The organism is Salmonella sp. GDC200615 (genome assembly GCF_050574145.1).
Lineage (GTDB): Bacteria > Pseudomonadota > Gammaproteobacteria > Enterobacterales > Enterobacteriaceae > Salmonella > Salmonella enterica.
Window position 1 is genome coordinate 2,683,169 of record NZ_CP192247.1, and the last position, 24,939, is coordinate 2,708,107.

The 24,939-nt window shown below is 51.0% G+C and carries 26 protein-coding genes, 3 tRNA genes and 2 pseudogenes; 6 read left to right on the forward strand and 25 right to left on the reverse strand.

The genetic code is table 11. The features are described 5' to 3' along the window. Positions 1–169 precede the first annotated feature (169 nt). From cheZ to flhD, 11 genes are all read right to left on the reverse strand, one after another. The gene (gene cheZ, locus ACQ29O_RS13015; protein WP_000983583.1) at positions 170–814 is read right to left on the reverse strand and encodes a protein phosphatase CheZ; all 645 of its coding nucleotides are present in this window, start codon (positions 812–814) and stop codon (positions 170–172) included. Positions 815–824: 10 nt separating this feature from the next. Next, positions 825–1,214 carry a chemotaxis response regulator CheY gene (cheY, locus tag ACQ29O_RS13020; protein ID WP_020937019.1) on the reverse strand — a complete coding sequence of 130 codons (390 nt, stop codon included), beginning with the start codon at positions 1,212–1,214 and terminating at the stop codon, positions 825–827. A 17-nt stretch (positions 1,215–1,231) separates the two neighbouring features. After that, a complete protein-coding gene (gene cheB / locus ACQ29O_RS13025; RefSeq protein ID WP_000036389.1) occupies positions 1,232–2,281 on the reverse strand; it encodes a protein-glutamate methylesterase/protein glutamine deamidase in 1,050 nt (349 codons plus the stop codon). Further along, on the reverse strand, positions 2,278–3,144 hold the full coding sequence (gene cheR, locus ACQ29O_RS13030) for a protein-glutamate O-methyltransferase CheR (protein WP_000204366.1): 867 nt from the start codon (positions 3,142–3,144) through the stop codon (positions 2,278–2,280). The genes cheB and cheR overlap by 4 nt, the downstream gene beginning before the upstream one ends. 153 nt (positions 3,145–3,297) lie before the next feature. Next, the gene (gene tar, locus ACQ29O_RS13035) at positions 3,298–4,959 is read right to left on the reverse strand and encodes a methyl-accepting chemotaxis protein II (protein WP_020937020.1); all 1,662 of its coding nucleotides are present in this window, start codon (positions 4,957–4,959) and stop codon (positions 3,298–3,300) included. Between the two features lie 236 nt (positions 4,960–5,195). Further along, positions 5,196–5,699, reverse strand: coding sequence for a chemotaxis protein CheW (gene cheW, locus ACQ29O_RS13040; RefSeq protein ID WP_000147295.1), 504 nt, complete (start codon positions 5,697–5,699; stop codon positions 5,196–5,198). 20 nt (positions 5,700–5,719) lie between these two features. Continuing rightward, positions 5,720–7,735: a chemotaxis protein CheA gene (gene cheA, locus ACQ29O_RS13045; protein WP_073938548.1), complete on the reverse strand. Its 2,016-nt coding sequence runs from the start codon at positions 7,733–7,735 to the stop codon at positions 5,720–5,722. Between the two features lie 4 nt (positions 7,736–7,739). Beyond that, positions 7,740–8,669: a flagellar motor protein MotB gene (motB, locus tag ACQ29O_RS13050; protein WP_000795653.1), complete on the reverse strand. Its 930-nt coding sequence runs from the start codon at positions 8,667–8,669 to the stop codon at positions 7,740–7,742. Beyond that, positions 8,666–9,553: a flagellar motor stator protein MotA gene (gene motA, locus ACQ29O_RS13055; RefSeq protein WP_000906312.1), complete on the reverse strand. Its 888-nt coding sequence runs from the start codon at positions 9,551–9,553 to the stop codon at positions 8,666–8,668. The genes motB and motA overlap by 4 nt, the downstream gene beginning before the upstream one ends. 124 nt (positions 9,554–9,677) lie before the next feature. Continuing rightward, on the reverse strand, positions 9,678–10,262 hold the full coding sequence (gene flhC / locus ACQ29O_RS13060; protein WP_000605983.1) for a flagellar transcriptional regulator FlhC: 585 nt from the start codon (positions 10,260–10,262) through the stop codon (positions 9,678–9,680). After that, positions 10,259–10,600 (reverse strand): flagellar transcriptional regulator FlhD, encoded by a 342-nt coding sequence (gene flhD / locus ACQ29O_RS13065; protein ID WP_001518146.1) that lies wholly within the window; start codon positions 10,598–10,600, stop codon positions 10,259–10,261. Before flhD ends, flhC begins: the two co-directional genes overlap by 4 nt. A 682-nt stretch (positions 10,601–11,282) precedes the next feature. Between flhD and ACQ29O_RS13070 the strand changes: the two genes are divergently transcribed. Together ACQ29O_RS13070 and uspC are read left to right on the forward strand one after the other, a co-directional pair. Then, positions 11,283–11,399, forward strand: coding sequence for a hypothetical protein (locus ACQ29O_RS13070; protein ID WP_001597434.1), 117 nt, complete (start codon positions 11,283–11,285; stop codon positions 11,397–11,399). Then, positions 11,396–11,824, forward strand: a complete 429-nt coding sequence (gene uspC / locus ACQ29O_RS13075; RefSeq protein WP_000122606.1) for a universal stress protein UspC — start codon at positions 11,396–11,398, stop codon at positions 11,822–11,824. Before ACQ29O_RS13070 ends, uspC begins: the two co-directional genes overlap by 4 nt. A gap of 17 nt (positions 11,825–11,841) precedes the next feature. Here the strand turns inward: uspC and otsA are convergent, their stop codons facing one another. The 4 genes and pseudogenes from otsA to ACQ29O_RS13095 form a co-directional block, all read right to left on the reverse strand. Then, positions 11,842–13,263 (reverse strand): alpha,alpha-trehalose-phosphate synthase, encoded by a 1,422-nt coding sequence (gene otsA / locus ACQ29O_RS13080; RefSeq protein WP_000089044.1) that lies wholly within the window; start codon positions 13,261–13,263, stop codon positions 11,842–11,844. Next, complete coding sequence (gene otsB, locus ACQ29O_RS13085) at positions 13,238–14,041, reverse strand: trehalose-phosphatase (RefSeq protein WP_000840114.1); 804 nt, start codon at positions 14,039–14,041, stop codon at positions 13,238–13,240. Before otsB ends, otsA begins: the two co-directional genes overlap by 26 nt. 222 nt (positions 14,042–14,263) lie before the next feature. Further along, positions 14,264–14,446 (reverse strand): annotated as a pseudogene (gene araH / locus ACQ29O_RS13090) (L-arabinose ABC transporter permease AraH); the annotation flags it as partial. A gap of 228 nt (positions 14,447–14,674) precedes the next feature. Continuing rightward, positions 14,675–15,232, reverse strand: coding sequence for a DJ-1/PfpI family protein (locus ACQ29O_RS13095; protein ID WP_020937022.1), 558 nt, complete (start codon positions 15,230–15,232; stop codon positions 14,675–14,677). Positions 15,233–15,781: 549 nt separating this feature from the next. On the opposite strand from ACQ29O_RS13095, the gene ACQ29O_RS13100 reads away from it, so the two are divergent. After that, positions 15,782–16,285: a non-heme ferritin-like protein gene (locus tag ACQ29O_RS13100; protein WP_000741707.1), complete on the forward strand. Its 504-nt coding sequence runs from the start codon at positions 15,782–15,784 to the stop codon at positions 16,283–16,285. Between the two features lie 178 nt (positions 16,286–16,463). On the opposite strand, the gene ACQ29O_RS13105 is transcribed toward ACQ29O_RS13100, so the two are convergent. Beyond that, positions 16,464–17,102 (reverse strand): RpiB/LacA/LacB family sugar-phosphate isomerase, encoded by a 639-nt coding sequence (locus ACQ29O_RS13105; RefSeq protein ID WP_020937023.1) that lies wholly within the window; start codon positions 17,100–17,102, stop codon positions 16,464–16,466. Between the two features lie 255 nt (positions 17,103–17,357). Between ACQ29O_RS13105 and ACQ29O_RS13110 the strand changes: the two genes are divergently transcribed. Both ACQ29O_RS13110 and ftnA read left to right on the forward strand, forming a co-directional pair. After that, positions 17,358–17,693, forward strand: a complete 336-nt coding sequence (locus tag ACQ29O_RS13110; RefSeq protein WP_000803233.1) for a YecR-like lipofamily protein — start codon at positions 17,358–17,360, stop codon at positions 17,691–17,693. A 239-nt stretch (positions 17,694–17,932) separates the two neighbouring features. Beyond that, a complete protein-coding gene (ftnA, locus tag ACQ29O_RS13115) occupies positions 17,933–18,430 on the forward strand; it encodes a non-heme ferritin (protein WP_000920609.1) in 498 nt (165 codons plus the stop codon). A gap of 45 nt (positions 18,431–18,475) precedes the next feature. Here ftnA and ACQ29O_RS13120 read toward each other — a convergent pair whose 3' ends face one another. After that, positions 18,476–18,715, reverse strand: coding sequence for a YecH family metal-binding protein (locus tag ACQ29O_RS13120; protein WP_000377238.1), 240 nt, complete (start codon positions 18,713–18,715; stop codon positions 18,476–18,478). Positions 18,716–18,941: 226 nt separating this feature from the next. On the opposite strand from ACQ29O_RS13120, the gene tyrP reads away from it, so the two are divergent. Further along, entirely contained in the window at positions 18,942–20,153 is a 1,212-nt protein-coding gene (tyrP, locus tag ACQ29O_RS13125) for a tyrosine transporter TyrP (protein WP_001562965.1), read from the forward strand. A 74-nt stretch (positions 20,154–20,227) separates the two neighbouring features. Here tyrP and ACQ29O_RS13130 read toward each other — a convergent pair whose 3' ends face one another. The 8 genes and pseudogenes from ACQ29O_RS13130 to pgsA all read right to left on the reverse strand — a co-directional run bounded on the left by ACQ29O_RS13130 (position 20,228) and on the right by pgsA (position 24,902). After that, positions 20,228–20,893, reverse strand: coding sequence for a YecA family protein (locus ACQ29O_RS13130; RefSeq protein ID WP_000781521.1), 666 nt, complete (start codon positions 20,891–20,893; stop codon positions 20,228–20,230). A gap of 238 nt (positions 20,894–21,131) precedes the next feature. Then, the gene (locus ACQ29O_RS13135) at positions 21,132–21,458 is read right to left on the reverse strand and encodes a glucose-6-phosphate dehydrogenase (protein WP_000240837.1); all 327 of its coding nucleotides are present in this window, start codon (positions 21,456–21,458) and stop codon (positions 21,132–21,134) included. 212 nt (positions 21,459–21,670) lie between these two features. Beyond that, entirely contained in the window at positions 21,671–23,110 is a 1,440-nt protein-coding gene (locus tag ACQ29O_RS13140) for an SH3 domain-containing C40 family peptidase (protein ID WP_001575985.1), read from the reverse strand. 213 nt (positions 23,111–23,323) lie between these two features. Beyond that, positions 23,324–23,655 (reverse strand): annotated as a pseudogene (locus tag ACQ29O_RS13145) (hypothetical protein). Positions 23,656–23,903: 248 nt separating this feature from the next. Beyond that, positions 23,904–23,990, reverse strand: a tRNA-Leu gene (locus ACQ29O_RS13150). A gap of 11 nt (positions 23,991–24,001) precedes the next feature. Continuing rightward, positions 24,002–24,075: transfer RNA gene (locus ACQ29O_RS13155), tRNA-Cys, on the reverse strand. Between the two features lie 51 nt (positions 24,076–24,126). Continuing rightward, positions 24,127–24,202 (reverse strand) — tRNA-Gly (locus ACQ29O_RS13160). A gap of 151 nt (positions 24,203–24,353) precedes the next feature. Next, positions 24,354–24,902: a CDP-diacylglycerol--glycerol-3-phosphate 3-phosphatidyltransferase gene (gene pgsA, locus ACQ29O_RS13165; protein WP_001160192.1), complete on the reverse strand. Its 549-nt coding sequence runs from the start codon at positions 24,900–24,902 to the stop codon at positions 24,354–24,356. Positions 24,903–24,939 lie beyond the last annotated feature (37 nt).

Below are 24,939 nucleotides of genomic sequence, written 5' to 3' on the forward strand. Positions count from 1 at the left end.
AAGCGAGAATGATGCCAGAACCGCTTTACGCCAATGGGCAGAGTAAGCGGTAAAAAAGGCGGGGTTTATGGCGTTAATAGAGATAGCCGGATACGATAAGAAAGTCTCGTATCCGGCCGGGTTGACGGATTCGAACCCGATAAGCGCAGCGCCATCAGGTCAAAAAAGCTTAAAACCCAAGACTGTCCAGCAGGTCGTCCACCTGATCCTGACTGGCGACGACGCCAGCTTTCGAGGTATCCACCTGCGGGCCGTTGAGTAAGCTTTCGTTCTCGCGTTTTGGTCGTGCGCTCTGTTCCGGGATGTTTTCCAGCAGTACCATTAATAACTGGCGCTCAATCTCCTGAATCACGTCCATCATGCGTTTGATCACCTGACCCGTCAGATCCTGGAAATCCTGCGCCATCATGATGTCCAGCAGTTGCGCGTTAGTAAAGCTGGTATGGCCCGGGACATCCCTGAGAAACTGGCGCGTATCCGTCACCAGTTCATGGGCGTCGGCAAGCTCGATCGGATTGTCAAACCACTCGTCCCAACGTTGGGTTAGCGCTTTCGCCTCTTTCTCCATCGCATCCTGATGCGGCTGCGAGGCTTCGACACTGTTTAGCGCGCGTTCCGCCGCCTGCGCCGTCATCTGGACGACGTAATCCAGACGGTCGCGCGCATCAGGGATCGCCTCCGCCGCTTCGGCAATCGCCTGGTCCAGCCCCAGCTCACGCAGGCTGTCGCGCAGCATTCGGGTCAGACTACCGATGCGCGCAATGATGTCTCCTGCTGAACCTTCATCAGCAGGCTTGATAGATGGTTGCATCATCATCGCATCCTCACATGCCCAGTTTCTCAAAGATTTTGTTGAGCTTCTCTTCCAGAGTCGCTGCGGTGAACGGTTTTACGACATAACCGCTGGCGCCAGCCTGTGCGGCGGCGATAATATTCTCTTTTTTGGCTTTCGCCGTGACCATCAACACGGGTAACGCCGACATGGCGCTATCGGCGCGAATGGTTTTCAGCAGCTCCAGGCCATCCATGTTCGGCATGTTCCAGTCGGAGATAATAAAACCAAAGCCGCCCGCCTGGAGCTTGTTCAGCGCATCGACGCCGTCTTCGGCCTCTTCCACATTGTTAAATCCAAGCTCTTTTAAGAGGTTGCGCACGATACGACGCATGGTCGAAAAGTCATCCACAACCAAAAATTTAAGCTCTTTATCCGCCATAAAATACTACTCCTGGTTCAAATACGTATCGCCTGTCCGGCACTGATTTTCGCCAGCATCTGCTGGCTTACCTGGCTAAGATCGACCACTTCGCTTACGCCACCCATATTGATGGCCTCGCGCGGCATGCCGAACACCACACAACTTGCTTCGTTTTGCGCAATGGTCCAGGCGCCAGCCTGGTACATCGCTAACATTCCAGCGGCGCCATCGTTGCCCATCCCCGTAAGAATGACGCCTACGGCGTTGCGCCCCGCGTGTTTCGCCACCGAATGAAACAGCACATCCACGGAAGGCCGATGCCGGTTTACCGGCGGGCCATCATGAATTTTGATTTGATAATTCGCCCCGCTACGCGCCAGCTCCATATGCTTGTCGCCGGGCGCAATGTAGGCATGACCTGGCAATACGCGTTCGCCGTCCTCCGCCTCCTTCACGCTGATTTGACAGAGTTTATTCAGACGCTCGGCAAACGAGCGGGTAAAGCCAGGCGGCATATGCTGCGTAATAATCACTGCCGGACTGGAAAGCGGCAGCGGTTGCAGCACATGTCGGATAGCTTCAGTACCGCCCGTTGAAGCGCCGATAGCAATCAGTTTTTCGGAACTGAGCAGCGGACCGGCTTTTAAGGTTGCCGGGGCCGCCATCGGTTTATGTGCGGCGATGCGGGCCCGCGCGGCGGTACGCACTTTTTCGGCGATCATCTCGCTATACGCCAGCATACCTTCACGAATGCCAAGCTGCGGTTTGGTGACAAAATCGATGGCCCCCAACTCCAGCGCCCGTAGCGTCACTTCAGAACCTTTCCCGGTCAGCGAAGAGACCATCACCACCGGCATCGGTCGCAGGCGCATCAGTTTTTCCAGAAAATCGAGGCCGTCCATACGCGGCATCTCAACGTCCAGGGTCAATACGTCCGGATTAAATTTTTTGATGAGATCCCTGGCGACCAACGGGTCCGGCGCAGTCGCCACCATCTCCATATCGCTATGGCTATTAATAATTTCAGTCATGATTTGGCGCATTAGCGCGGAATCATCAACTGACAATACCCTGATTTTACTCATGCTTTATCCTTACTTAGCGCATACACCGTCTGTCCGCGCAGGCTAAACTCGCGCACGAGGTTGCTAAAGTTTTCTGAGTGACCGGCAAACAACAGTCCGTCAGGTTTAAGGAGTGGAACAAAACGGCGCAGAATGTCCTCCTGAGTCGTTTTATCAAAATAGATCATGACGTTACGGCAAAAAATCGCGTCAAAGGGACCGGGTACGTTGTACTGCTTTTCCAATAAATTAACGGAGGAAAATTCAACATAATTGGCCAGTTCCTGACGCACGCGCACCAGTCCTTCATGCGGCCCCGTACCGCGCATGAAGTAACGTTGTAGCTGCTGCGGCGATAACGTTTTCAGTTCGCTGAGGCGATAAATACCGCTTCTCGCTTTTTCCAGCACTTCAGTATCAATATCGCTGGCGAATACTTTCCAGCGACCGAGGGCCATCCCTAACGCATCCGCCAGCGTAATGGCGATACTGTAAGGTTCTTCTCCTGTCGATGCCTCCGCACTCCAGACGCGGTACTCGCCGTGGCGGCGACGCGCATGTTCCGCAAGGATGGGAAAATGGTGCGCCTCGCGAAAAAAAGCGGTCAGGTTGGTAGTCAGAGCGTTGATAAAAGCCTGCCACTCAGCGCTGTTTTGATTAGCCTCCAGCATACTGAGATAACGGCCAAAATCATCCAGTCCCAGGGCACGCAGCCGACGGACCAGGCGGTTATAAACCATATCCCGCTTATGGTCGGCCAGCACGATCCCTGCGCGCTGGTAGATTAATTGACATATCCGACGAAAATGCGCGTCGGACAGCGCGAGGCGCTGTGTCATCTGTAACAATACTGACGTTTGCCCGGAGGGCAGAGATGATGTCATAGCGCCTTCTTAATCACATTCAAAGTACAACGGGCGCGCCCTGCGGCAGCGCCATGCTTCCCGTATTACACATTTTTTGCTTTTATCTATGCGAACCAGACGAAATGTATCGGCGGGTTCGCAAATTAATCGAGAACCGACAGCGCACGTCGATCAGAAGGTTTCCCAGTTCGCATCATCCCCGGCGGCTACTGACCGCGGCGTATTGCCGGACTGAGCGTCCACTGACAAACGCATCTCAGGTTTATTTGCCACCAGCGGTCGCGATGCCAGGCGGAAAGCAGATACCGCCTGGGTCAGACGGCTGGCCTGCTCTTCCAGCGCGGCGGCGGCCGCTGCGGATTCCTGAACCAGCGAGGCGTTCTGTTGCGTTACGCGATCCATTTCGGAAACGGCCAAAGCGACCTGATCGATACCCCGGCTTTGCTCATCCGAGGCGGAGGCGATTTCGCCCATGATATCCGTGACGCGCGTAACGGCATTGACGATGTCAGTCATGGTTTCCCCGGCGCTTTCCACCAGCACAGAACCGGTATCGACACGCGAGACGGAATCTTCAATCAACGCTTTTATTTCTTTCGCCGCCTGGGCGCTGCGGCTGGCCAGATTACGCACCTCGCCTGCCACGACCGCAAAACCGCGCCCCTGCTCTCCCGCGCGCGCCGCTTCTACCGCCGCGTTCAGCGCCAGAATGTTAGTCTGGAAGGCAATACCGTCGATAACGCTGATAAGGTCAGCGATTTTTTTCGAACTGTCGGCAATTTCGTGCATGGTGTTTACCACGCCGTCGACCACTTTGCCGCCATGACGCGCGGTCTCGGAGGCGCTTTGCGCCAGTTGCGAAGCCTGACGGGCGTTATCGGCGTTTTGCTTCACGGTGGCCGTCAGTTGCTCCATGCTGGCCGCCGTCTCCTCCAGAGCGGAGGCTTGTTGTTCGGTACGGGAAGAGAGGTCGGTATTACCGGCGGCAATTTCACTGGTGCCGGAATAAATCGCATCCGAACCTTCACGAACCTGCGTCACGGTGTCAATCAGCGAGCGTTGCATATGTTCAACCGTTCCCGCCAGTTCGCCAATTTCATTACGTCCTGAGACGGTGAGCGTTTTCGTCAGATCGCCGCTGGCAATTTCACGGATATGAGTAATCACTCGCGCTAATGGGTTAAGCAGGGCATGACGAATGCCGAACCAAACCACCATCAAAATCAGCACCAGCACGACCGCAAGCCCCCCCAGTTGCCATTGCGCAAAACGGTAGTCATGAGCGCTTTGATCAAATGTCTGGCGGTACAGGTTTTCGCTCACCCGGGCGTAATTGCCCAGCGCCTCGCCCAACGCGTTTTGCATTCCCTGGGTTGGCTGGGCGAAGTAGGCATCCATATTGCCATTGTCCAGAAACTGAATAAGTTCGGCTAATGCGGCCTGATAGCGCTGATATTTTTCATCGACGTTCGCGCTGGCCTCCGCCATCGCTGGCAATGGCGTCATGTTTTTGAAATTGGCGTAGTGCGCCGCCGCCTGTGCGAGGGTCGTTTTTGCATTCTGGAGTAAATCCGTTTTGGCGCTGCTCTGCTGGTTAGAAGCGTCCATCATCATGCGTGCGGCGGAGCGGATCAGGTTAATGCGCGTTTGCAGCATTAAGTCCCATGTCGACGTGAGTTCGCTTTGTTGCTGGCGTAATTCGTTAGAAATAACAAAACCTTGCTGGTTATGCTGCAATGAAGAAAACAGCAAACCACCGGAAACAAGCTGTAGCAGTGCGAAAACCCCCAGCACCATCATCAGCATTGTGACAACGCGGATACGGTTAAACATAAGGCACCTTCCTGATAACGAGTTATCAACGTTATCGGCACCTGCGGTGATAACTTTACTTTTGCAAAAAGGAAATACGTTGTTCCGGAAGACGATATTGACAATAACAGCGTCGCAGCGGCGATGTCGGCACAAAATGCAGGGGCTGGGCGCGGGCGATGAAGAGGAACTCTCACCGCTGGCGGAAGCATAACGGTGAATATTGCCGGATGGCGCGACGCCATCCGGCAACGTTATTACGCGACGTGTGATGCTGCGATATCCAGCAGCGCCATCTCTTCGCTGTTAAGCAGTTTTTCGATATTCACCAGAATCAGCATACGCTCGCCGAGCGCGCCCAATCCCGTCAAATATTCTGTTGACAAGGTCACGGCAAATTCTGGCGCCGGACGGATCTGTTCCGCCGTTAACGACAGTACGTCAGACACGCCGTCTACCACTATCCCGACGACACGTTGCCCCAGATTCAGTACGATCACTACCGTATTGTCATCATACTCAACGTCGCCTTCGCAGAATTTCACGCGCAGATCGACAATGGGGACAATCACGCCGCGCAGGTTAGTCACCCCTTTTATAAAGGCCGGTGTATTGGCGATGCGCGTCACCTGGTCATAGCCACGGATCTCCTGCACTTTCAGGATATCGATGCCGTACTCTTCATTTCCCAGTGTAAACACCAGGAATTCCTGACCTGACGGCTCGCCGGCCAGTTTGCTTACATTACTCATACCGGTCATATTATTCCCTTCTCACTCAATCAGGCGGCTGTGATCGCCATACGTTGTTCGCGGTTTAAACCCTGCAATGCGGAAACATCAACAATCAGCGCGACGCTGCCGTCGCCCAGGATCGTCGCGGCGGAAATCCCCGGTACCTTGCGATAATTGCTTTCCAGATTTTTGACCACCACCTGGTGCTGACCGATGAGCTGATCGACCAGCAGCGCGTAACGGCGTCCCGCGCTTTGCAGGATCACAACAATGCCCTGCGTGGCTTCGGTTTTCGCCCCGTCCACGTCAAACACTTTCCACAATTCGACCAGCGGCAAATACTCGCCGCGAACTTCCAGAACCCGTTCGCCGCCCGCCAGCGGATGAAGATCCTCTTCACGAGGTTGCAGCGACTCCATCACCGCATTTAACGGCAGGATAAAAACTTCCCCCGCCACGCGAACCGACATCCCATCGAGGATGGCCAGCGTCAGCGGCAGCAGAATACGAATCGTGGTGCCGGAGCCTTGTTTTGACTGGATCTCAACGTGACCGCCCATCTCCTGAATGTTACGTTTCACCACATCCATGCCAACGCCGCGACCGGAGACATCCGTGACCTGTTCCGCAGTTGAGAATCCCGGCGCGAAGATCAACATGCCTACTTCATCGTCGGTCATGTTTTCATTCACCGCCATCCCCTGCGACATGGCCTTCGCCAGGATACGCTCACGGTTAAGCCCCGCGCCGTCATCGGTCACTTCAATACAAATATTCCCGCCCTGATGTTCTGCGGAAAGAATCAGATTGCCGACAACATTTTTCCCCGCCTCAAGGCGTTTTTCCGGCATTTCAATCCCGTGGTCGAGACTGTTGCGCACCAGGTGCGTCAGCGGGTCGATAATGCGTTCGATCAGGCTTTTATCAAGTTCAGTGGAGCTCCCCACCAGCGTCAGCTCTACCTGCTTGCCCAGTTTGCCCGCTAAATCGCGTACCAGACGCGGGAAACGGCTGAAGACGTACTCCATAGGCATCATACGAATCGACATCACCGACTCTTGTAAGTCGCGGGCGTTACGTTGTAACTGCCCCATACTGGTAATGAGATCGCCGTGGTTTACCGGGTCCAGCTCGTTAGAACGCTGGGCCAACATTGACTGGGTAATCACTAACTCGCCGACCAGGTTTATGAGCTGATCCACTTTCTCTACCGCCACGCGAATGCTGGTGGACTCGCGTTCACGCGCAGGTTTTTCACGCCCCGCATGATGTTCATGGGCCGCGCTTTTGGCGGCTGGCGCAACGACTGCCGGAGGCGCTACCGGCGCTACCTCGGTTTTCTCTTGCGCTTTTTCCACGGGCGCGGCGACCACTTTTTCAAAAGCGATCTGATCGGCCTCGATGACAAAACAGATCACCGCGACAATGTCATCTTCCGCGACGCTGCCATCCAGAGTTGCCGACAGTGAATCTGCCCCCTTAACGACATCCGTCAGAGTAGCCAGATTACTCAACTCTTCTTCAAGCAGATCGACCTCACTGGCTTTCAACCGTGAAAGTACAATGCGCAGTTTACTCTCGTCACGAGGCGATTCGGTTTCGGCTACGCTCTCTTCCTGGATCGCCGCGCTTAGTGCCGCGGTTTCTACGACCGCCGGCGTGGTTTCGCCTTTCGCCTCCAGCGCCAACTGGCGTAGCGCATTGCAGATATATTCGAAGCTTGCGGCATCCGGCTCTTCGGAGTTTTTATAGGCGTCGAGCTGTTCCTGCATAATATCTTTCGTTTCCAAAAACAGGTTGATAATGTCGGTATTGAGCTGCATTTCACCGCGTCGGGCTTCATCCAGCAGGTTTTCCATTAAATGCGTGGTTTCCTGCAGAATAGTGAAGCCGAATGTGCCCGCGCCGCCTTTAATGGAGTGCGCCGCGCGAAAAATGGCGTTCAGTTGTTCAGCGTCCGGGGATTCCGGCACCAAATCCAGCAGATGCTGCTCCATATCAGCCAACAGCTCGTCAGCTTCATCAAAAAATGTCTGATAAAAATCGCTAATATCCATGCTCACGCTATCACCTCGGTTCCGCTTTTGGCGATGTGGGTACGCTTGCCGGCGGGGCTGCCGCAGGCTGTTGTAATACACTTACCGGCTCATTCTGGCTTTCAGCGTTTTCATGCAAAATGGCCTGTTCCGCCTGTTTGTTTAACACCAGCAGGCTTATACGGCGGTTGATGGCGTCATCAGGACCGCGATCGCTCAGCCGCATCGTGGCGGCCATGCCAACCACCCGTAATACTTTCCCGTTATCCAGCCCCCCAGCGACCAGTTCGCGACGCGAGGCATTGGCGCGATCGGCGGATAATTCCCAGTTGCTATAGCCTTTTTCGCCGTTCGCGTAGGGAAAGTCATCGGTATGGCCGGCCAGGCTAATGCGATTAGGTATACCGTTTAACACTGGCGCAATCGCACGCAGGATATCGCGCATATACGGCTCAACTTCGGCGCTGCCGGTTTTAAACATCGGGCGGTTCTGGCTGTCGATAATCTGGATGCGCAACCCCTCCTGAACTAAATCAATTTTCAGATGCGGACGTAACGCGCGCAGTTTGGGATCGGATTCGATCAGTTGATCTAGATCGCCGCGCAGTTTGTTTAAGCGACTCTGCTCCATCCGTTTTTTCAGCTCGTCGATATTCGGCTGCTTTTCCACTTCACCCTGCTGTTGGGTGTAATCATCGCCTCCGCCTGGTATCGGGCTCTCGCTATTGGCAATCCGATTCCCCCCCGTTACCGCGGTGGCCAACGGCGTACGAAAATATTCGGCAATCTGAATTAATTCTTTAGGGCTGGAGATGGAAATCAGCCACATCACCAGAAAAAAAGCCATCATCGCCGTCATAAAATCGGCGTAGGCAATTTTCCAGGAACCGTGCGCCCCGCCGCCGTGCGGTTTGTGCCTGCGGCGTTTTACGACGACAATGGGATGAGCCTGATTTTTCATGCTTCCTCAGTCGTCTGCTGCTGGTTTGGGTTTCTTACTGCACGAACGTGTTCTTCCAACTCAATAAACGATGGACGCTCACTGGAATAAAGCGTTTTACGACCAAATTCCACGGCAATCGGCGGCGCATAGCCGTTCAGATTAGACAGCAGTGTAATTTTTACGCACTGCATCATCTTGGTGGTTTCGGCGCTCTTCTGGCGCAAAACGGTCGCTAACGGTGAAATGAATCCATAAGCCAGTAAAATACCGAGGAACGTACCTACCATGGCATGGGCAATCAGCGCCCCCAACTCCGCTGCCGGACGATCGGCTGAAGCCAGAGCGTGAACCACCCCCATTACCGCCGCGACAATACCAAAGGCAGGCAGCGAATCCCCCACCATCGCCAGGCTGTTGGCCGGGACTTCCGCCTCGCTTTCATGGGTTTCAATCTCTTCATCCATCAACGCTTCAATTTCGAACGTATTCATGTTGCCGCTGATGATCAGGCGCAGATAATCGACAATAAAATCAAGCATTACCGCATCGGCCAGAATACGCGGATAACTAGCGAAGATTTCACTCTCTTTCGGATTTTCAATATCGCGTTCAAGGGAGAACATCCCCTGCTGGCGTGATTTGGCCATCAGGCGATAGAGCAACGCCAGCAAATCCATGTACATAGATTTTGTGTATTTCGAACGACGAAATAACAACGGGATCGCTTTCATCGTGCCTTTGATGGCCTTCCCGTTGTTGCCGACAATGAACGCCCCTATCCCCGCGCCGCCAATGATGACCAGTTCAGCAGGTTGATAAAGTGCCCCAAGGTGTCCGCCGGTCATGACATAACCGCCGAAAACTGTACCGATAACCACCAGGTAACCTAATAAGATAAGCACGACATCATCCTTCCGCTGTTGACTATGACAGGATGCGCAGTCGGGCGATTAACGCGAAGGCAAGGCAAAAAAAAGCAGCGGTAATGACTTACCGCTGCTGGAGTGTTTGTCCACACCGTTTCGGTTAAACAGCCTGTTCGATCTGTTCATCCAGCAGTTGTGGAATAATATCGGCAGCATCTCGGGAAAGTTTACGTCTTTTTACTGCGCGGGATGGCGGCTGGCATAAACTACACGCAAAGCTGCCTACGGGCTGATGCGCATGGGTAATAAAGTTCCCACCGCAGCAGTTACAGCTCGACAATTCAAGCAACCCACTTTCAACAAAACGCACCAACGTCCATGCGCGAGTCAGCGCCAACAACGGCCCTTCAGGCGGTTGCGGACACTGCTCAAGATAAAGCCGATAAGCTTTAATCACCGCATCCACACCGCTGCATAAGCCGGTTTTCAGTAAAAATGGCCAGGCGTTGCAGAACATGGAGGCATGAATATTTTGCTCCCAGGTCATAAACCAGTCTGTCGAAAATGGCAGCATCCCTTTAGGCGGCGGGCCACCGCGTAATTCTTTGTACAGCCTGATGAGGCGACCACGGCTGAGCTGTGTTTCGCTTTCCAGCATTTGTAGACGAGCGCCAAGATTAATCAACTCCATCGCCAACTGGATATCGCGAGCTTCCTGAACAATGCTTTTTTCACTCATTATCATGCCCTTTTCTTACGCGCCGTATCGTCCACTTCATTGAGCAAACGCGTTGAAAGCATGATACCTGTGTGAATCTGCTGTAAATCATCGACGCGCGAATCCTGAGTCAAACGGGTGATCGTCTGATGATCGTCAAACCGGAAATGACAAACTAACTGGTTCGTCTCCGCCAGTTTGACCATCTGCGGCAGGGTCAACGCGCCCAGTGTGTTTGCCATCTCTTCGTTGATACCGAGGCGGAACATCGCAGATGCTTTGTCCTGGACGATCAAACGCTGTGCAAGGAGTAAATATGACAAATTGATGTCATAAATGTGTTTTAGCAACTCGGATGTATGCATTGTTCCCATCCAGAATAACCAACTTTATTTTTGTGCGACGTAGCCGCACCCCGTGATGTCGCCGGGAAGGCCCGGTAAAAGAAGCAAAAAGGTCAAATGCATAGCAGCGCTCAGACATTATGGACATTGTGACGTATAACGCAGCCTCCCACTGAGATTCGCCTTACACGTTTACATCAATTTTTACAAATGCCTAAGATTTTTCCTAATTCGACGCAACTCTACTCGTCAGCTTCGTGACATACAACGGAGCGGGACGGCGATTTTAGAAAATATGTGATGCAGATCACATAATCTACCGGAATACTTACGATAAAACCATCAGCATGGCTTTTACTTTGTTTAATTAATAACCTAATGTTCACTTTTTCTATTCCACACTGCTGAATAGGGGTACGTCAACACCAAATTCTTTTTTGTTTCTCTCTGTTAAAATAACGCTAGGATAATAGATAACAGGCTATTATTTCTATTTTAGAAACGCTTTTATTTTACCTTTAGTAAACAGTAGCTTAAATATTAAACGTTATTAATTAATCTCGTCACAGCATACGCCCTCCGCTGTTAAAAATAAGCTCATTTGATTTAACTTTTAGCTTTCATTGTTCACCCATTTAAATGAAGCATCCTGGTGGTGTGTAAAAAGTGTCTTATGCCACGATTCTTTACATAAGAATAATTAATGATTAATTATGATGTCCTTCACATTAATGTGGCATTAGCGCATTGCAGAAATGCGATAAACAGAGTAAAGCTAAAGCACGATCTCATATTCTTGCAATCAAGGAGCGAGTTATGAGCTACACCCATATTCTTGTCGCCGTTGCCGTCACCCCGGAAAGTCACCAGCTACTGGCTAAAGCTGTCTCTATCGCCCGCCCTGTCCAGGCGAAAGTAAGCCTGATTACTCTCGCTTCCGATCCTGAACTGTATAACCAGTTCGCCGCGCCCATGATGGAGGATTTACGCGCGGTTATGCATGAGGAGACCGAGAATTTTCTTAAGATGCTGGGGGAAAAGGCGGATTATCCGATTGAACAAACTTTCATCGCATCAGGTGAGTTAAGCCAGCATATTTTGGCTGTGTGCCGCAAACACCATGTTGATCTGGTCATTTGCGGCAACCATAACCATAGTTTCTTTTCGCGCGCATCCTGCTCGGCAAAAAGTGTCGTCAGCGCCAGCCAGGTAGATGTGTTGCTGGTACCGTTAGCGGGCGACTAGTCGCCGCTCGCGATATTTCAGGCCAGCTTAGGGAACGTCGCCACGTTGTTCTGCTGCTGGCGCTCAGGGCTACGCGGCGTGACCTCCTTTAGGTCATGAATAAAACGCTCCTGCCAGCGGTTAATGTCATTTTTAACGATCACGTCCAGCATTTCCGCATGGCGCGAAATACGCTCGGCAAGGGGCATCGTTAACGCACGATTGAGCGCCGCCGCCACGTCATCCCGATCGTAAGGATTGACGATTAACGCCGACGTCAGTTCATTCGCTGCGCCGGCAAACTGTGACAGTACCAGTACGCCAGGATTAGCGGGGTCCTGCGCGGCGACAAACTCTTTCGCCACCAGGCTCATCCCGTCACGCAACGGGGTGACGAGCCCGACGTCTGAATAACGGAATATCTTCATTAACAGTTTACGGTCGAAATGCTGATTCAGATAATAGAGCGGCGTCCAGCCCAATTGTCCATATTTCCCATTAATCCGGCCTGCTTCCGTCTCAAGCTGGTGGCGAATATCCTGATATGCCTGTACTTCGCCGCGTGACGTAGGCGCAATTTGGGTATAACGAATTTTTCCCCGATGCTGCGGGTAGTTTTCCAGTAGCGCTTCATACGCCAGAAAACGTTCCGGCAGCCCTTTCGAATAATCCAGCCGCTCGACGGAAAAAATATTCTTCACATTTTTCAGTTCCGCCTTGAGCTGCGCCAGTTTAGGCGGCAACGGCCCGGCAGCCTGCAGAGCAATCTCATCGGGCTCAATACCGATAGGATACACTTCTGTCTGGAAGTCTTTACCCCACGCGATATGCTGCTTGCCGCTGCGAGTCGTGACTCGCGTTTGACTCGAAAGGCTATCCAGAAAAGCCAGGCGATCATTTTCGGTCTGGAACCCTAGCAGATCAAAGTCACACAACTGCTCCAGCAGTTCATCATGCGGCGGTAAAGCGTTAAAAATCTCCGGAGTCGGGAATGGAATATGCAGGAAAAAACCAATTCGGTTGTTCACGCCGCGTTTACGCAGCTCGCTGGCAAACGGTAACAGGTGGTAGTCATGCACCCAAATGATGTCGTTCTCTTTAATGAGGGGCAATAACTTATCCGCTAATAGCGCATTCACCCGCATATAGCCTTCCCATGCAGGACGCTGAAACTGTACCAGGTCCAGACGATAGTGGAACGCAGGCCAGAGAACCGCATTGGAAAATTGACAGTAATAATCTTCGTAATCTTGTTCGCTCAGGTTAAACGATGCCCAGGTAATATTACCTTTTGTCACCTTTTTTAATGGCTCATCCTCGTTACCTGTCTCGCCACTCCAGCCGAACCACAACCCGCCAGCCGCTTTTAGCGCGCCAAGCACGCCAACGGCGAGGCCGCCGGCGCCGCCTTTATTATCCGGGGGGGCAATTCGATTAGATACTACGACTAAACGACTCATAGCCATCTCTCCTGTTATTCATTACTTGTTGTTCTTGTTGTGGATAATTGATTTGTTCCAGCCAGCGCCAGACATCGGGTACGCTTTCCAGCCGCCATGCCGCCTGGGTTGCCCCGACGCCCACTTTTACGGAAATTCCGCCAGCGTGATTCACCACGCCAAAGCCAGCCTCATCGGTCAAATCGTCGCCCACAAAAACGGGAATCCGTCCCGCAAAGGGCGCCTCCTGCATAAAGGCAGCAATGGCTTCGCCTTTATTGGTTCCCTTAGGTTTGATTTCCACAACACATTTACCAGGCTGCAACGCCAGTTGCGGCCAGTGCTGCGTAACGTGTTGCGCAAGTGCCAACAGCGCCGCTTCATGCTCCGGAGCCTGACGGTAGTGCAGCGCAAACGCCATCCCCTTCGTCTCCAGCTCCGTTCCGGGCAGCGCTACAAGCGTCGAACGTAATAACGCCTCCACCTCACGGACTACCGCTTCAGGAAGGCGCACGATATGGGTTTTACCATTGATGTCACGACGCTCTGCCCCGTGAACGCCAGCGAGCGGAAAGCGAAAAGGCTTCGCCAAAGCATCCAGCTCAGTCATTGAACGCCCTGAAATCAATGCCAGTGCCCCTGCGTTGTGCGCCGCGAGACGGTCTAACAACTGAAGGATTTTATGCGGTACCACTACCTGATCGGGATGAGGCTTTATCTCTGCCAATGTGCCATCAAGGTCAAAAAAATACGCATAGTTCGCAGTGAGTTCGGGGGATACGGTTAACGGTTCTGCCACCCTGGTCTCCTCCTTATCATCATATTGAGACTCACAAACGGTCTCATTAGTCATGTAAGTATAGACAGTGTGACGCTGCTCGCCATTTAGAAAGACCATCGCCAGCCGGGGTAGCGGCTGGCGATGACGTGAAGCTATACTGTTTAGTTGAGTGTTAATTCATCAAATCGTACGCTTCGCTTTTTGCTTATAATGGTCGAAGATAACTGCTGCCAGAAGGATTCAGCCGCGAACCACGTACTGTGCAAAAGGTGAAATGTTGAGCAGGTTCATCGCGTTCTCCACCGTTCCTGATATCAGTACGCTCGCCACCACATATGAGATTTTTCCGAGGCCGCCTCTCAGGAAAACGCCCCCTAATACGCACGCAGAAATAACGATTAACTCATAACCCAGGGAAGTCATTGACCTGCTTTAGCGTTTTTTATGTAGGGTAAAATCAAACGATTTTTGTTAGAGAAGACGTAAAACGGTGCACTGTCTTTCATTCATTAGATAAATGCTGATGGCGGGAATAGTTTTAGCGGAAAATGACATAACCCAGAGCGAATTCATCAGCCAAAAGGCAGGAAAGCCAGCCCATTAATCCATAACATCAGCCAGCTAATCCTTATGGCCCTGGGTGAATAACGATTACCAGGGATAATAGATATGTTCAGCCTGTTCGCGAACCGGCGCATCGTCTCCCAGCAGTCTGGCGGAAAGGGTTAGCGCGAAATCAAAGACATGACCCAAGCCTTTGCCGCTAATTAAATTACCATCTTCAACAACGGGCGCATCCACATAGACACCTTCCGGAACCGCTTTCCACAGGTCGCCGGAACAGACATAACGACGCACCTTCAGCAATCCGTGAGCACCCAGCACCCTTGCCGCCGCGGAACAGATAGGACAAATAAATTTGCCTGCCGCATCATGACGCGCAACGAAAGCGATCACCGCCGGATTAGCCGCCAGATTAGCGCTCCCCTGCGGACCGCCCGGCAGCACTACCGCATCAAAAAGCGCCTGCTGGCGTTCACTCAGCGTGCTGTCCGCAACCATAGGAATATCATGGTAACTCACCACCGCCCGTGATTCAGCACACGCCAGCGTTTCGACGTCGATATGCAAACGTCGCAGAATATCAAGAGTAACAATGGCCTCTGCTTCTTCAAATCCTGGCGCCAACAGCACCGCGACCTTTTTCATTGACTGCTCCTTGTTAACGAGTCACCCAGCAAAACTGCGCTTAACCGAATAACGTGCTCGTATGATTAATGACATTAAAAATGATCTACCGCAAAATCGGCTAGTTTATAAAAACAGGCATATTTGCTCTCAACCGTTTATGCGTGTGATATCCAGACTGACTAATGTTTATTTTATTGAAATTAACATACTTAAAAGGCTTAACCCATGATCTGAAACAATCTTTCATAAAACAGAAAAAATAGAATATCTTTTATCTTTCAAATAGTTACAAGAATGACATACCAAAAATCATTACACCTGAAAAAATCACACCGCTGAAAATGTAAAAAAAGATAAACAATTGCATTTAAGGATTTTCTTATTTTTATTGACGCGCTATTCTCATTACCGATCGATAAACAGGAAATGAGATCGCATAAGGGACTGGCGGAACGGAGTTCTTCTGCTAAGAGTATTTATTGTGCATAGAGGTAAGAATGTGACAACGGCCCGTTGCATTCTCGTCTGTCATGCACATCAACACTTTCTGGAAATAAGGATATTGTTATGGCAGCTGTAGGAATGGTTCAAAAGCTCAACACGCCAATGAACCTTGAGTTTTACGCATCAAATCTTTACCTCCATCTAAGCGAATGGTGTTCTGAACACAGTTTAACAGGCACCGCCACCTTTCTTCGTACCCAGGCGCAAGGCAACGTGACGCAAATGATGCGCATGTTTAATTTTATGAAAAACGCCGGCGCCACCCCTATCGTTAAAGCCATTGACGTTCCGGGTGAAGAGCTCTGCTCTCTGGAAGAATTGTTCCAGAAAACCCTGGAGGATTATCAGCAACGCGCCAGCACGCTGTCGCGTCTGGCAGATGAAGCGAAAGCGCTGAATGATGCCTCAACGCTCGATTTTCTCCATACCCTGGAAAAAGAGCAGCAGCAGGATGGCGTACTTTTACAAACTATTCTCGAAGAAGTTCGCAGCGCTAAACGAGCAGGGTTATGTCTGGCGCAAACCGATCAGCATCTCCTTAACGTCGTGACCTATCAGCATCACTGATAGCGGCTCCCCGAGCGACAATATTGAGACGTTATTAGCCGGATAGCAACGCGAAGCAGCTTATCCGGCCTACACCGTTTCTGGTCTGTTTGCCAGAGGTGGCGCCTGTCGCTACTGGCGTATTATCGGCACATCATGCCAGCCGACAGGCGCTAAACGTCTCTGTCTTGTCCGGGCATTACCCCAGCATCTCACGTACAAACGCTTCTATTTCTTTATTCTGGCCGTTTTCAAACAAACATTGCTGGAAACGCGGCCCTGAAACCTCCGTTTTAACCAGTTCAGGATCGATAGCCCGCAGTGTATCCAGATAATTCTCTTTGACGACCGCGGCCTTAACCTGATTCAAAATGCCCGCATTGCGTACCTGCGGCGCTTTGCGCTCAGGCGGATACCCCTCACCTTTACGCCCGGTAAACGCTTTTTCAAAGATGAAACGCACGTTCAGCTCAGCGCCCCAGCCAAAGCCTTTCGCAAATGGCAGGGACAACGCATTGCCGTTGTTGATCTGCGCAAACAGAAAAGCATCTGCCGGATCGATGCAATAGCCACAAATGACACCTGGATGAATATTTAACGACATCAGCGCGCCCTGACCAGTGCCACAGCCAGTAACCACAAAATCAACCGCGTTTGCATTAAGCAGAATACTCGCCATGATGCCTAAATGAATGTACGTCAGGTGATGGTCATTTTCGTCGCACATGCCGACGTTAAAAACGGGAAATCCCTTTTCATTGGCGACGGCGCTAAGTTCGTTATAAATGATGGCATTTTTGCTGGCCTGGCTATTTTCCATCATCAGTGCAATTTTCATCGTGTTCCTCCTGAATGCAGACGGTCGCGCCTGCGTAAATCATGACGTTTTGCCCACATTACACATTTGCGAACACACATTCAAATTTAATGAAACGAAGCTTCATTAAATGAAAAGACGCTCACACATTTTCTGTTCCCGCTGTAAATCCCCTGCCGTTACCTTTAATCAAGGCGAATCCGTAAGTTATTCCAGCCATTGACGGTGCAAGACACGAGGTAGCATGGTCTGATACCGAACTGTCGGAGCGATTTTATGAAGCCTCTTATTTTTACTCTTTCACTGCTAGCCCTGACGGGATGCACCATTACTCGACAAGCGCAGGTCAGCGAAGCCAGCCCGATAAGCGGCATCGTGCGCCTGACGTATAACCAGCCGCTATATTTTACTTCACGGACAGATGACTATGTATCTCACGGGACCGCAACACGCGAATGCCAGCAGATGGGCTATGCCGATGCCGTTTCGTTTGGTCAGCCGGTAGGAACCTGTAGCATTTATGCGGGCTCGTTGTGTCTGAACACCCGATTTACCCTCTCCTGGCAGTGCCGGGGCCTTGCCGTCCCGCAAATCATGCCGCTTTATCATTAAGGCGGCTGGCTTAACGCCGACACCATGTACAATGGAGGAGAGTGCAGGGTCGCTATTGCCAGCATGAAGGTGCTGGCTTTTCTTTATTTTTATACGCTATACACTGGCGTTAATGCGTTTTATTCCCATTCGTATTTTTAATAATTAAATTTAATATTTTACCTTTTGCAAATAATAAAATAACAAATTATAGTGGCGCCACATTACCGTATATCTTTTGCTATTTGTGGAGCGGAACCATGCTGAAAACAGAAATGATCGACAAACTGAATGAGCAAATGAATCTGGAGTTGTACTCCTCCCTGCTCTATCAACAAATGAGCGCGTGGTGTAGCTATCACAGTTTTGAAGGCGCGGCCGCATTTCTTCGTCGCCATGCGCAAGAAGAGATGACGCATATGCAGCTCCTGTTTGACTACCTTACCGATACCGGAAGCCTGCCGCGCATTCATACCGTTTCTTCGCCCTTCGCTGAGTACGCCTCGCTGGATGAGCTGTTCCGCGCGACCTATGAGCATGAGCAGCTTATTACGCAAAAAATTAATGAACTGGCTCATGCCGCAATGACCAGCCAGGATTATCCGACATTTAATTTCTTGCAGTGGTATGTGGCAGAACAGCATGAAGAAGAAAAACTGTTCAAATCTATTATTGATAAATTAACGCTGGCGGGAAAAAGCGGCGAAGGGCTTTATTTCATTGATAAAGAACTCTCCACCCTGGATACGCAAAATTAATCCAGCACGTCCTTACACGGTGAGACGCGCTCTCACCGTGGCGTATTAATGGCGGCAGATTTTACTCTCATGCGTTGAAAAACCGTCCTCCACCGCAATAAACTTTCCTTTCGCCGCCAGAAACGCGACCAGTTCCGCCGCCGTCATATCTGACGCTGAACAGGTGTGAAATCGTGCCCGCTCGCCAAAGCGCGCTTTTATTGCCGCCTCCAGCGAGGTATGCGTGTACTGCTCGCCAGACTCAATCATCATGTTGAGTACTTCGTGACCGTGAATGGAATCCATAACCCCCCCTGAATAAAACTCGTAGCCTAATGTGTCCGTGTGCGAGCGACTTTGCGCTAGCGCAGGTTTGCGGCGGTTGCCCGCGTCTCCTCCCATATTCGCTTTTATGCCCGGAACTGTAAATTTTACAGTACACCCATTGTAACGACCATTTGACGAAAATAGCGTAATGCCTTACCCTGCGCCGCGGATATCACCGTTCTTTGTTACCGGGGTAGTAGAAAGCGTGAAAAACAGAACTCTGGGCAGTATTTTTATCGTGGCAGGCACCACTATCGGCGCCGGGATGCTGGCAATGCCGCTGGCAGCGGCTGGCGTTGGTTTCAGCGTCACGCTGGGATTGTTGATTGGCCTGTGGGCGCTGATGTGTTATACCGCGCTACTATTACTGGAGGTATATCAACACGTTCCGGCGGATACCGGACTGGGCTCGTTGGCAAAACGCTATCTTGGACGTTACGGACAGTGGCTTACGGGATTCAGTATGATGTTCTTAATGTATGCGCTCACCGCCGCCTACATTTCCGGAGCCGGAGAATTACTGGCATCCAGTATTAATAACTGGCTTGGCGCCACGCTCTCGCCCGCTGCCGGGGTGCTGCTGTTCACCTTTGTTGCCGGTGGGGTGGTGTGTGTGGGCACCTCGCTGGTCGACCTTTTTAACCGCTTCCTGTTTAGCGCAAAGATCATTTTTCTGGTCATCATGCTTGCGTTGCTCACGCCACATATTCATAAAGTAAATCTTCTTACGCTTCCTTTACAGCAGGGGCTGGCGTTATCCGCCATACCGGTCATTTTCACCTCGTTTGGTTTTCACGGAAGCGTACCGAGTATTGTGAGTTATATGAACGGCAACATTCGCCGGCTGCGTTGGGTCTTTATGACGGGTAGCGCCATTCCGCTAGTGGCCTATATTTTTTGGCAGCTCGCCACGCTGGGAAGTATCGACTCGCCGACATTCAGAGGGCTACTGGCCAGCCATGCCGGGTTAAATGGCCTGCTGCAGGCGCTCAGAGAAGTGGTCGCTTCGCCACATGTCGAACTGGCGGTCCACCTGTTCGCCGATCTGGCGTTGGCGACCTCTTTTCTGGGCGTAGCGCTAGGATTATTTGATTACCTGGCCGATCTATTCCAGCGCCGCAGTACGGTGTCCGGACGTCTGCAAACCGGGCTGATTACCTTTCTGCCGCCGCTGGCGTTTGCACTTTTCTACCCACGTGGATTTGTGATGGCATTAGGCTATGCCGGCGTAGCGCTGGCAGTGCTGGCACTGCTCATCCCTGCTATGCTGGTCTGGCAGTGCCGTAAACAGAGCCCTCAGGCGGGATATCGTGTGGCAGGCGGCACGCCAGCGCTGGCGCTGGTGTTTATCTGCGGCATTGTCGTGATTGGCGTCCAGTTTTCGATCGCACTGGGGTTTCTGCCCGATCCAGGTTAATGCCAGGCAAAGATTACCGGGCCTGGACGCCGTCCAGGCTCGATAATCGTCACGCTATGGCCGTTTACGAGCCATTAATGCAGGCAGCACTGCTTAAATTTTTTGCCGCTCCCGCATGGACAAGGATCGTTACGCCCCACTTTCACCTCTGCTTTTATCGGCATCTGTAGCGGCGTCGTGTGCGGATGCGCCATCCACCAGGCATGAAGCTCAAGTGCCGCGATACGGATAGCGTCAACGCTTTTATCGAACGCTTCCGGGCTCATTTTATCCAACAGCGCAAAGTTTTCTTCAGTGCCGTGTAAGGCAATCGCTTCCAGCGCCGGTTTTAGCGTATCCGGCAAGTCAGACCAGTCGGACAGCGACACTCCGCGCATGTAACCAAAGCACCATTCTTCAACAATCGTTAATTCATGGCCATCAACTTCTCGCAGGCCAAACAGCGGCTCGAACTGTTCTGGATAATCTTCAAGCCGGGCGGCTGTGTCCGCCATGTGCTGGAACACCAGATCCATAAATCGCGTCATTTCTTTTTCAGATGTCCAGCGCGGTACGTACGCGGGTCCCCCCCATATCGCGACCAGCCACTGTTCCGGCTCGATGGGACGCGGAGAACTTAGTACCGCAGTAATCAGACCGTCCAGCTCCGCGACATCCAAAATGGCCTGATCGGTATTGTATTTCGTCAGCACATCATCCAGCCATTCCAGCTCGTTCTCGTTTAATGGTTCCATTTTCATAACGCTTTTCCTCAGTGATGACTTCCGCCTGTAGGCCTCTTACATTGCAGCGGATAAAAATAATTTTTTTGCAGGCAGTTTGGATGGCAACCATCAGGGGCCAGATTAACACGAAATGAGGAGGATTCCGGAAGTTAACGCACAAAAGGAGGATCAGGGCGCAGATTTTCCGCCAGGAAACGCTCGCCCCACACAAAAGCGAGAGATGGGTTTCTCGCTATATTATACTCATGCTAACTTATACCACCGCCGCGGACAGATAAAACCGCCCTCTCAAATAGAGCTTATTTTCAGTAAAAAAGTGTTTAATGAGTTCGTCTACCGCTTCTCTGTCAGCAGAAAAGGTTATTTCCATAAACAGCGTATCGTACCCTATTTTGATATTTTTTTTCTTACAGTAAACACGGATCTCATCCTGCACACTCAGCAACGGCAGGCTAAATGTGTATAGCGGTTGCGGTTCTTTTTTCGCCGCTTTCTCAAAAACTTTAGTGACCAGATCCCCAAGATCGCGCTCTGATCGGGCACCGTTATTAAAATGCAATAAATTACGTCTTTTTACCACCCAGCCTCCAGCCAGATACCACCAGCAATAACTCTCACTTCAATGTGTGAGGCACATAATCACATCCAGAATCAGCTCCAGATAGTATTTCAAATAAACAGCCCGCACTATAGCGCATACTTTTTTCAGACACAGTTTACAGGGATACTCTCTTTATATCCACGCGCACGGTTGCCTTAATCATATCTTCCGCGATAACACAGTTTGTCAACCTATTCTATATAACCAAGCTTAAACAGAACCTTACCAGCCAGCGATATCAGCTCAGGATTTTCAGGATAAAAACGCAGTAACGGCAAAAATACTGCCTCACCGATAATGCTCCGGCTATTAGCATGGTTTGGGCGCAATCCCCAGATATTCTGATAAGTCATCGGCACAACCTGCCCATTCATGGTTGTGTTACCGATATACAGCATAATATGCCCTGGAATATAGACCAGCGTAGTAAACGGCTTTCCGTATCTGGTGAGATAATCGATCCGCATTTGGGGATTTTTATGACTAAGATCGACCACCCGTCCAGCCGCCTCTACCTGCGCGGATGAATGTCTGGGCAGGAATATGCCAAACGGCATTAACAGGCTGCGGACTTCGGCTGAACAATCATTATAAAAGTTAAAATTTCCCCAACCGTAGGGGGCGCCGTGCATTGCTTTCATTAGCACGGCGATATTTTCCGGCGTCATTTTCCACGGCATAGCCGTAAACTCGTTACCGCTTAGCCAGACCCAATGGATAAACGCGCGACCGTTGCTGTCGCGAACTGGCGCCGCAATGAGGAACTGGCCCGCCCGTTGATGCCGGAACGGTAAAATAGTGCCCGGCCGCCCGGTGAAATAATAGACGCCTGCGGCATGGACAGAAACCGGCGCGTTGATAAATGCCCCCAGTTGCTTGTGAGCGAGCAAAACCCACTGTGTTATAAATTTCTGATCCGTACTGGCAATATCTTCACTATGAACCCAGCCAGTTACCGCTGGTGAAACGACATATTGCCAGCGTTGGTCTTTGCTCTTCGTCAGCGTATAGACCGGCGTACCGGGACGCAGCGAAGACATTTGTAAATTATCAAACGGATACCCCTCGCCCGCCTGACGGGGATCGTTAAAGAGCGGGTCGTCCGTTGGCAGCGCTCTGACTAAACTTTCTCTGACCATAATGCCTCGCCGGGAGGCATTATAGATATTGTCAATCTGCGTATCCGTATTCCCTCTAACCTCCTCTTTCCAGCGAGAGGTATAAAGTCTGAAGTTTTCCCCCCAATAAGCACTGCCGTCGCTAAGAAACTGCTTAATACTGGCATCCCGGGCCTGTGCTGCGTTTTTTTTCAGCAATGCGGTAATATAAAAACCATTCCACGGCGAGTGCGCTTCACTGTCCATTCCGAAATAATGAGATTTTAGTGCGTTAAAGTAGCGTTGTTGGGTAGCACTATCAATAACCGGAATAGTGTAATCAGCCGAGTCCGGAGGTATCCATTTATCAACCGACTGTGAATAATCCGCTAACGGAAAGCGTGTTTTGGTCGGGTCAATATAGCTCCCTGTGAGAATTTCATCTTTGGCTGTTGATCGGTAGGTCGTCTGGTGGCAAGCGGTGAGGCACAATGGTATCAATAAAACGGCCCAGGTTTTCTTTTGCATCATCATCTCCGTAAAGCGGGGAAAGCATAATATAGAGACTAACCAAAACCGCCATTCACGAAAACCCGAAATTATCTGTAGTTGACCTGTTATTAAGACAATATTGCAAAACGTGATTAAAGCATGATGCGGATCACATTACCTTATGATGAATATTAGTTCGCTATCTACCTTTAATTAAATTGTGCAGAAAACACCCCTGAACAGTTATATATTCGTTTAATTTGCATAAATACTCCACTGACCCGCCCCTGTTTTTTTCAGACAATACATACTGTAGCGCGTCAGTTCTACTTTTTTTATATACTCTGCAAAGTCGTTTTCATCGACGTAGCCAATAAAATTACGCGCATCACATGTTGAAGAGGAAGGCTCTCCTGGAAGAGAGTAGATTACGATTGCACTCTCAGGCTCATACAAAATAAAAAAAGTAAAAAAGCGCAACCTACAATCCCAATATTAATGAAGCTAATAAATAATTTTGCATTATCGGTATATTTCACTGGCAGACCTACTCTCTTTAATAAAGCAGGCATGAAACATATCAGCATTTTTATACAGATTAATGGATTTTATCGGCTGATTTACCCGACGTTTAGTATTTACCGGGCATAAGTTCTTGCGGGTCGGTAGCACATAACTGTTGTACTGGCAGAAATGCCGCTACCGGTGTTTTTTACTGTGTATCGCACTGGAGAGTTCACGCTCGCGGTCGGCATACAAATTGAAGGCACAAAAAAACCACCCGTAGGTGGTTTCACGACACTGCTTATTGCTTTGATTATTCTTGTCTTTCCCATGGTACCCGGAGCGGGACTTGAACCCGCACAGCGCGAACGCCGAGGGATTTTAAATCCCTTGTGTCTACCGATTCCACCATCCGGGCTCGGGAAAAATTGGAGGCGCGTTCCGGAGTCGAACCGGACTAGACGGATTTGCAATCCGCTACATAACCGCTTTGTTAACGCGCCAAATTTTTTGGCTTTTCAGCCAGCATCCGCTTTACGCCAATGCTTTTAAACTGGAGCGGGAAACGAGACTCGAACTCGCGACCCCGACCTTGGCAAGGTCGTGCTCTACCAACTGAGCTATTCCCGCAGTATCAAGCAACTTTGTTAATCACTTGATTTTGTTATCGTCTGGCAATCAGTGCTGCCGTTCGATGCGTTGCATTCTACTTACCTGACGCACTGAGTCAACGATATTTTTCGTCACTCACGATCGTTTGCTGAAATTTGCGGCGAAACGATCACTGATCAAGCAAATCTCCACGTGCAGCGCTCAAATATTGCAACATGGACCACAATGTTAGCACCGCTGCGACAAAGAAAAGCGCGATCCCGGCATACTCTACCCAGATATTCGGACGCCACAAGAGCCACGCCAGCGCCACCATCTGCGCGGTAGTTTTGACTTTACCGATCCAGGAGACCGCTACACTACTGCGTTTGCCCAGCTCCGCCATCCATTCACGCAGAGCAGAGATAATAATTTCGCGGGCTATCATCGTCGCCGCAGGTAACGTCACCCACCAGCTATGATAATGCTCGGTGACCAGCACCATGGCGATCGCCACCAGCACCTTGTCGGCGACGGGGTCGAGGAAAGCACCGAAACGCGTACTCTGGTTCCAGCGTCGCGCCAGAAAGCCGTCAAACCAGTCGGTAATCGCAGCAATACAGAAAATCAGCGCGCTGACCATCGGCGCCCAGGCGAACGGCAAATAAAACACCACGACAAAGAATGGAATCAGGATGACGCGAAACAGCGTGAGCAACGTAGGGATATTAAATTGCATAGTGACGGGTAACTATCTGTTGTCAGTGAAATTACCC

Bases quoted from the DNA above. Each gene is read 5' to 3' on its own strand.
- cheZ (WP_000983583.1), bottom strand. From the start codon at position 814: ATGATGCAACCATCTATCAAGCCTGCTGATGAAGGTTCAGCAGGAGAC.
- cheY (WP_020937019.1), bottom strand. From the start codon at position 1,214: ATGGCGGATAAAGAGCTTAAATTTTTGGTTGTGGATGACTTTTCGACC.
- cheB (WP_000036389.1), bottom strand. From the start codon at position 2,281: ATGAGTAAAATCAGGGTATTGTCAGTTGATGATTCCGCGCTAATGCGC.
- cheR (WP_000204366.1), bottom strand. From the start codon at position 3,144: ATGACATCATCTCTGCCCTCCGGGCAAACGTCAGTATTGTTACAGATG.
- tar (WP_020937020.1), bottom strand. From the start codon at position 4,959: ATGTTTAACCGTATCCGCGTTGTCACAATGCTGATGATGGTGCTGGGG.
- cheW (WP_000147295.1), bottom strand. From the start codon at position 5,699: ATGACCGGTATGAGTAATGTAAGCAAACTGGCCGGCGAGCCGTCAGGT.
- motB (WP_000795653.1), bottom strand. From the start codon at position 8,669: ATGAAAAATCAGGCTCATCCCATTGTCGTCGTAAAACGCCGCAGGCAC.
- flhC (WP_000605983.1), bottom strand. From the start codon at position 10,262: ATGATAATGAGTGAAAAAAGCATTGTTCAGGAAGCTCGCGATATCCAG.
- flhD (WP_001518146.1), bottom strand. From the start codon at position 10,600: ATGCATACATCCGAGTTGCTAAAACACATTTATGACATCAATTTGTCA.
- ACQ29O_RS13070 (WP_001597434.1), top strand. From the start codon at position 11,283: ATGATTAATTATGATGTCCTTCACATTAATGTGGCATTAGCGCATTGC.
- uspC (WP_000122606.1), top strand. From the start codon at position 11,396: ATGAGCTACACCCATATTCTTGTCGCCGTTGCCGTCACCCCGGAAAGT.
- otsA (WP_000089044.1), bottom strand. From the start codon at position 13,263: ATGAGTCGTTTAGTCGTAGTATCTAATCGAATTGCCCCCCCGGATAAT.
- ACQ29O_RS13095 (WP_020937022.1), bottom strand. From the start codon at position 15,232: ATGAAAAAGGTCGCGGTGCTGTTGGCGCCAGGATTTGAAGAAGCAGAG.
- ACQ29O_RS13100 (WP_000741707.1), top strand. From the start codon at position 15,782: ATGGCAGCTGTAGGAATGGTTCAAAAGCTCAACACGCCAATGAACCTT.
- ACQ29O_RS13105 (WP_020937023.1), bottom strand. From the start codon at position 17,102: ATGAAAATTGCACTGATGATGGAAAATAGCCAGGCCAGCAAAAATGCC.
- ACQ29O_RS13110 (WP_000803233.1), top strand. From the start codon at position 17,358: ATGAAGCCTCTTATTTTTACTCTTTCACTGCTAGCCCTGACGGGATGC.
- ftnA (WP_000920609.1), top strand. From the start codon at position 17,933: ATGCTGAAAACAGAAATGATCGACAAACTGAATGAGCAAATGAATCTG.
- ACQ29O_RS13120 (WP_000377238.1), bottom strand. From the start codon at position 18,715: ATGGATTCCATTCACGGTCACGAAGTACTCAACATGATGATTGAGTCT.
- ACQ29O_RS13130 (WP_000781521.1), bottom strand. From the start codon at position 20,893: ATGAAAATGGAACCATTAAACGAGAACGAGCTGGAATGGCTGGATGAT.
- ACQ29O_RS13140 (WP_001575985.1), bottom strand. From the start codon at position 23,110: ATGATGATGCAAAAGAAAACCTGGGCCGTTTTATTGATACCATTGTGC.
- pgsA (WP_001160192.1), bottom strand. From the start codon at position 24,902: ATGCAATTTAATATCCCTACGTTGCTCACGCTGTTTCGCGTCATCCTG.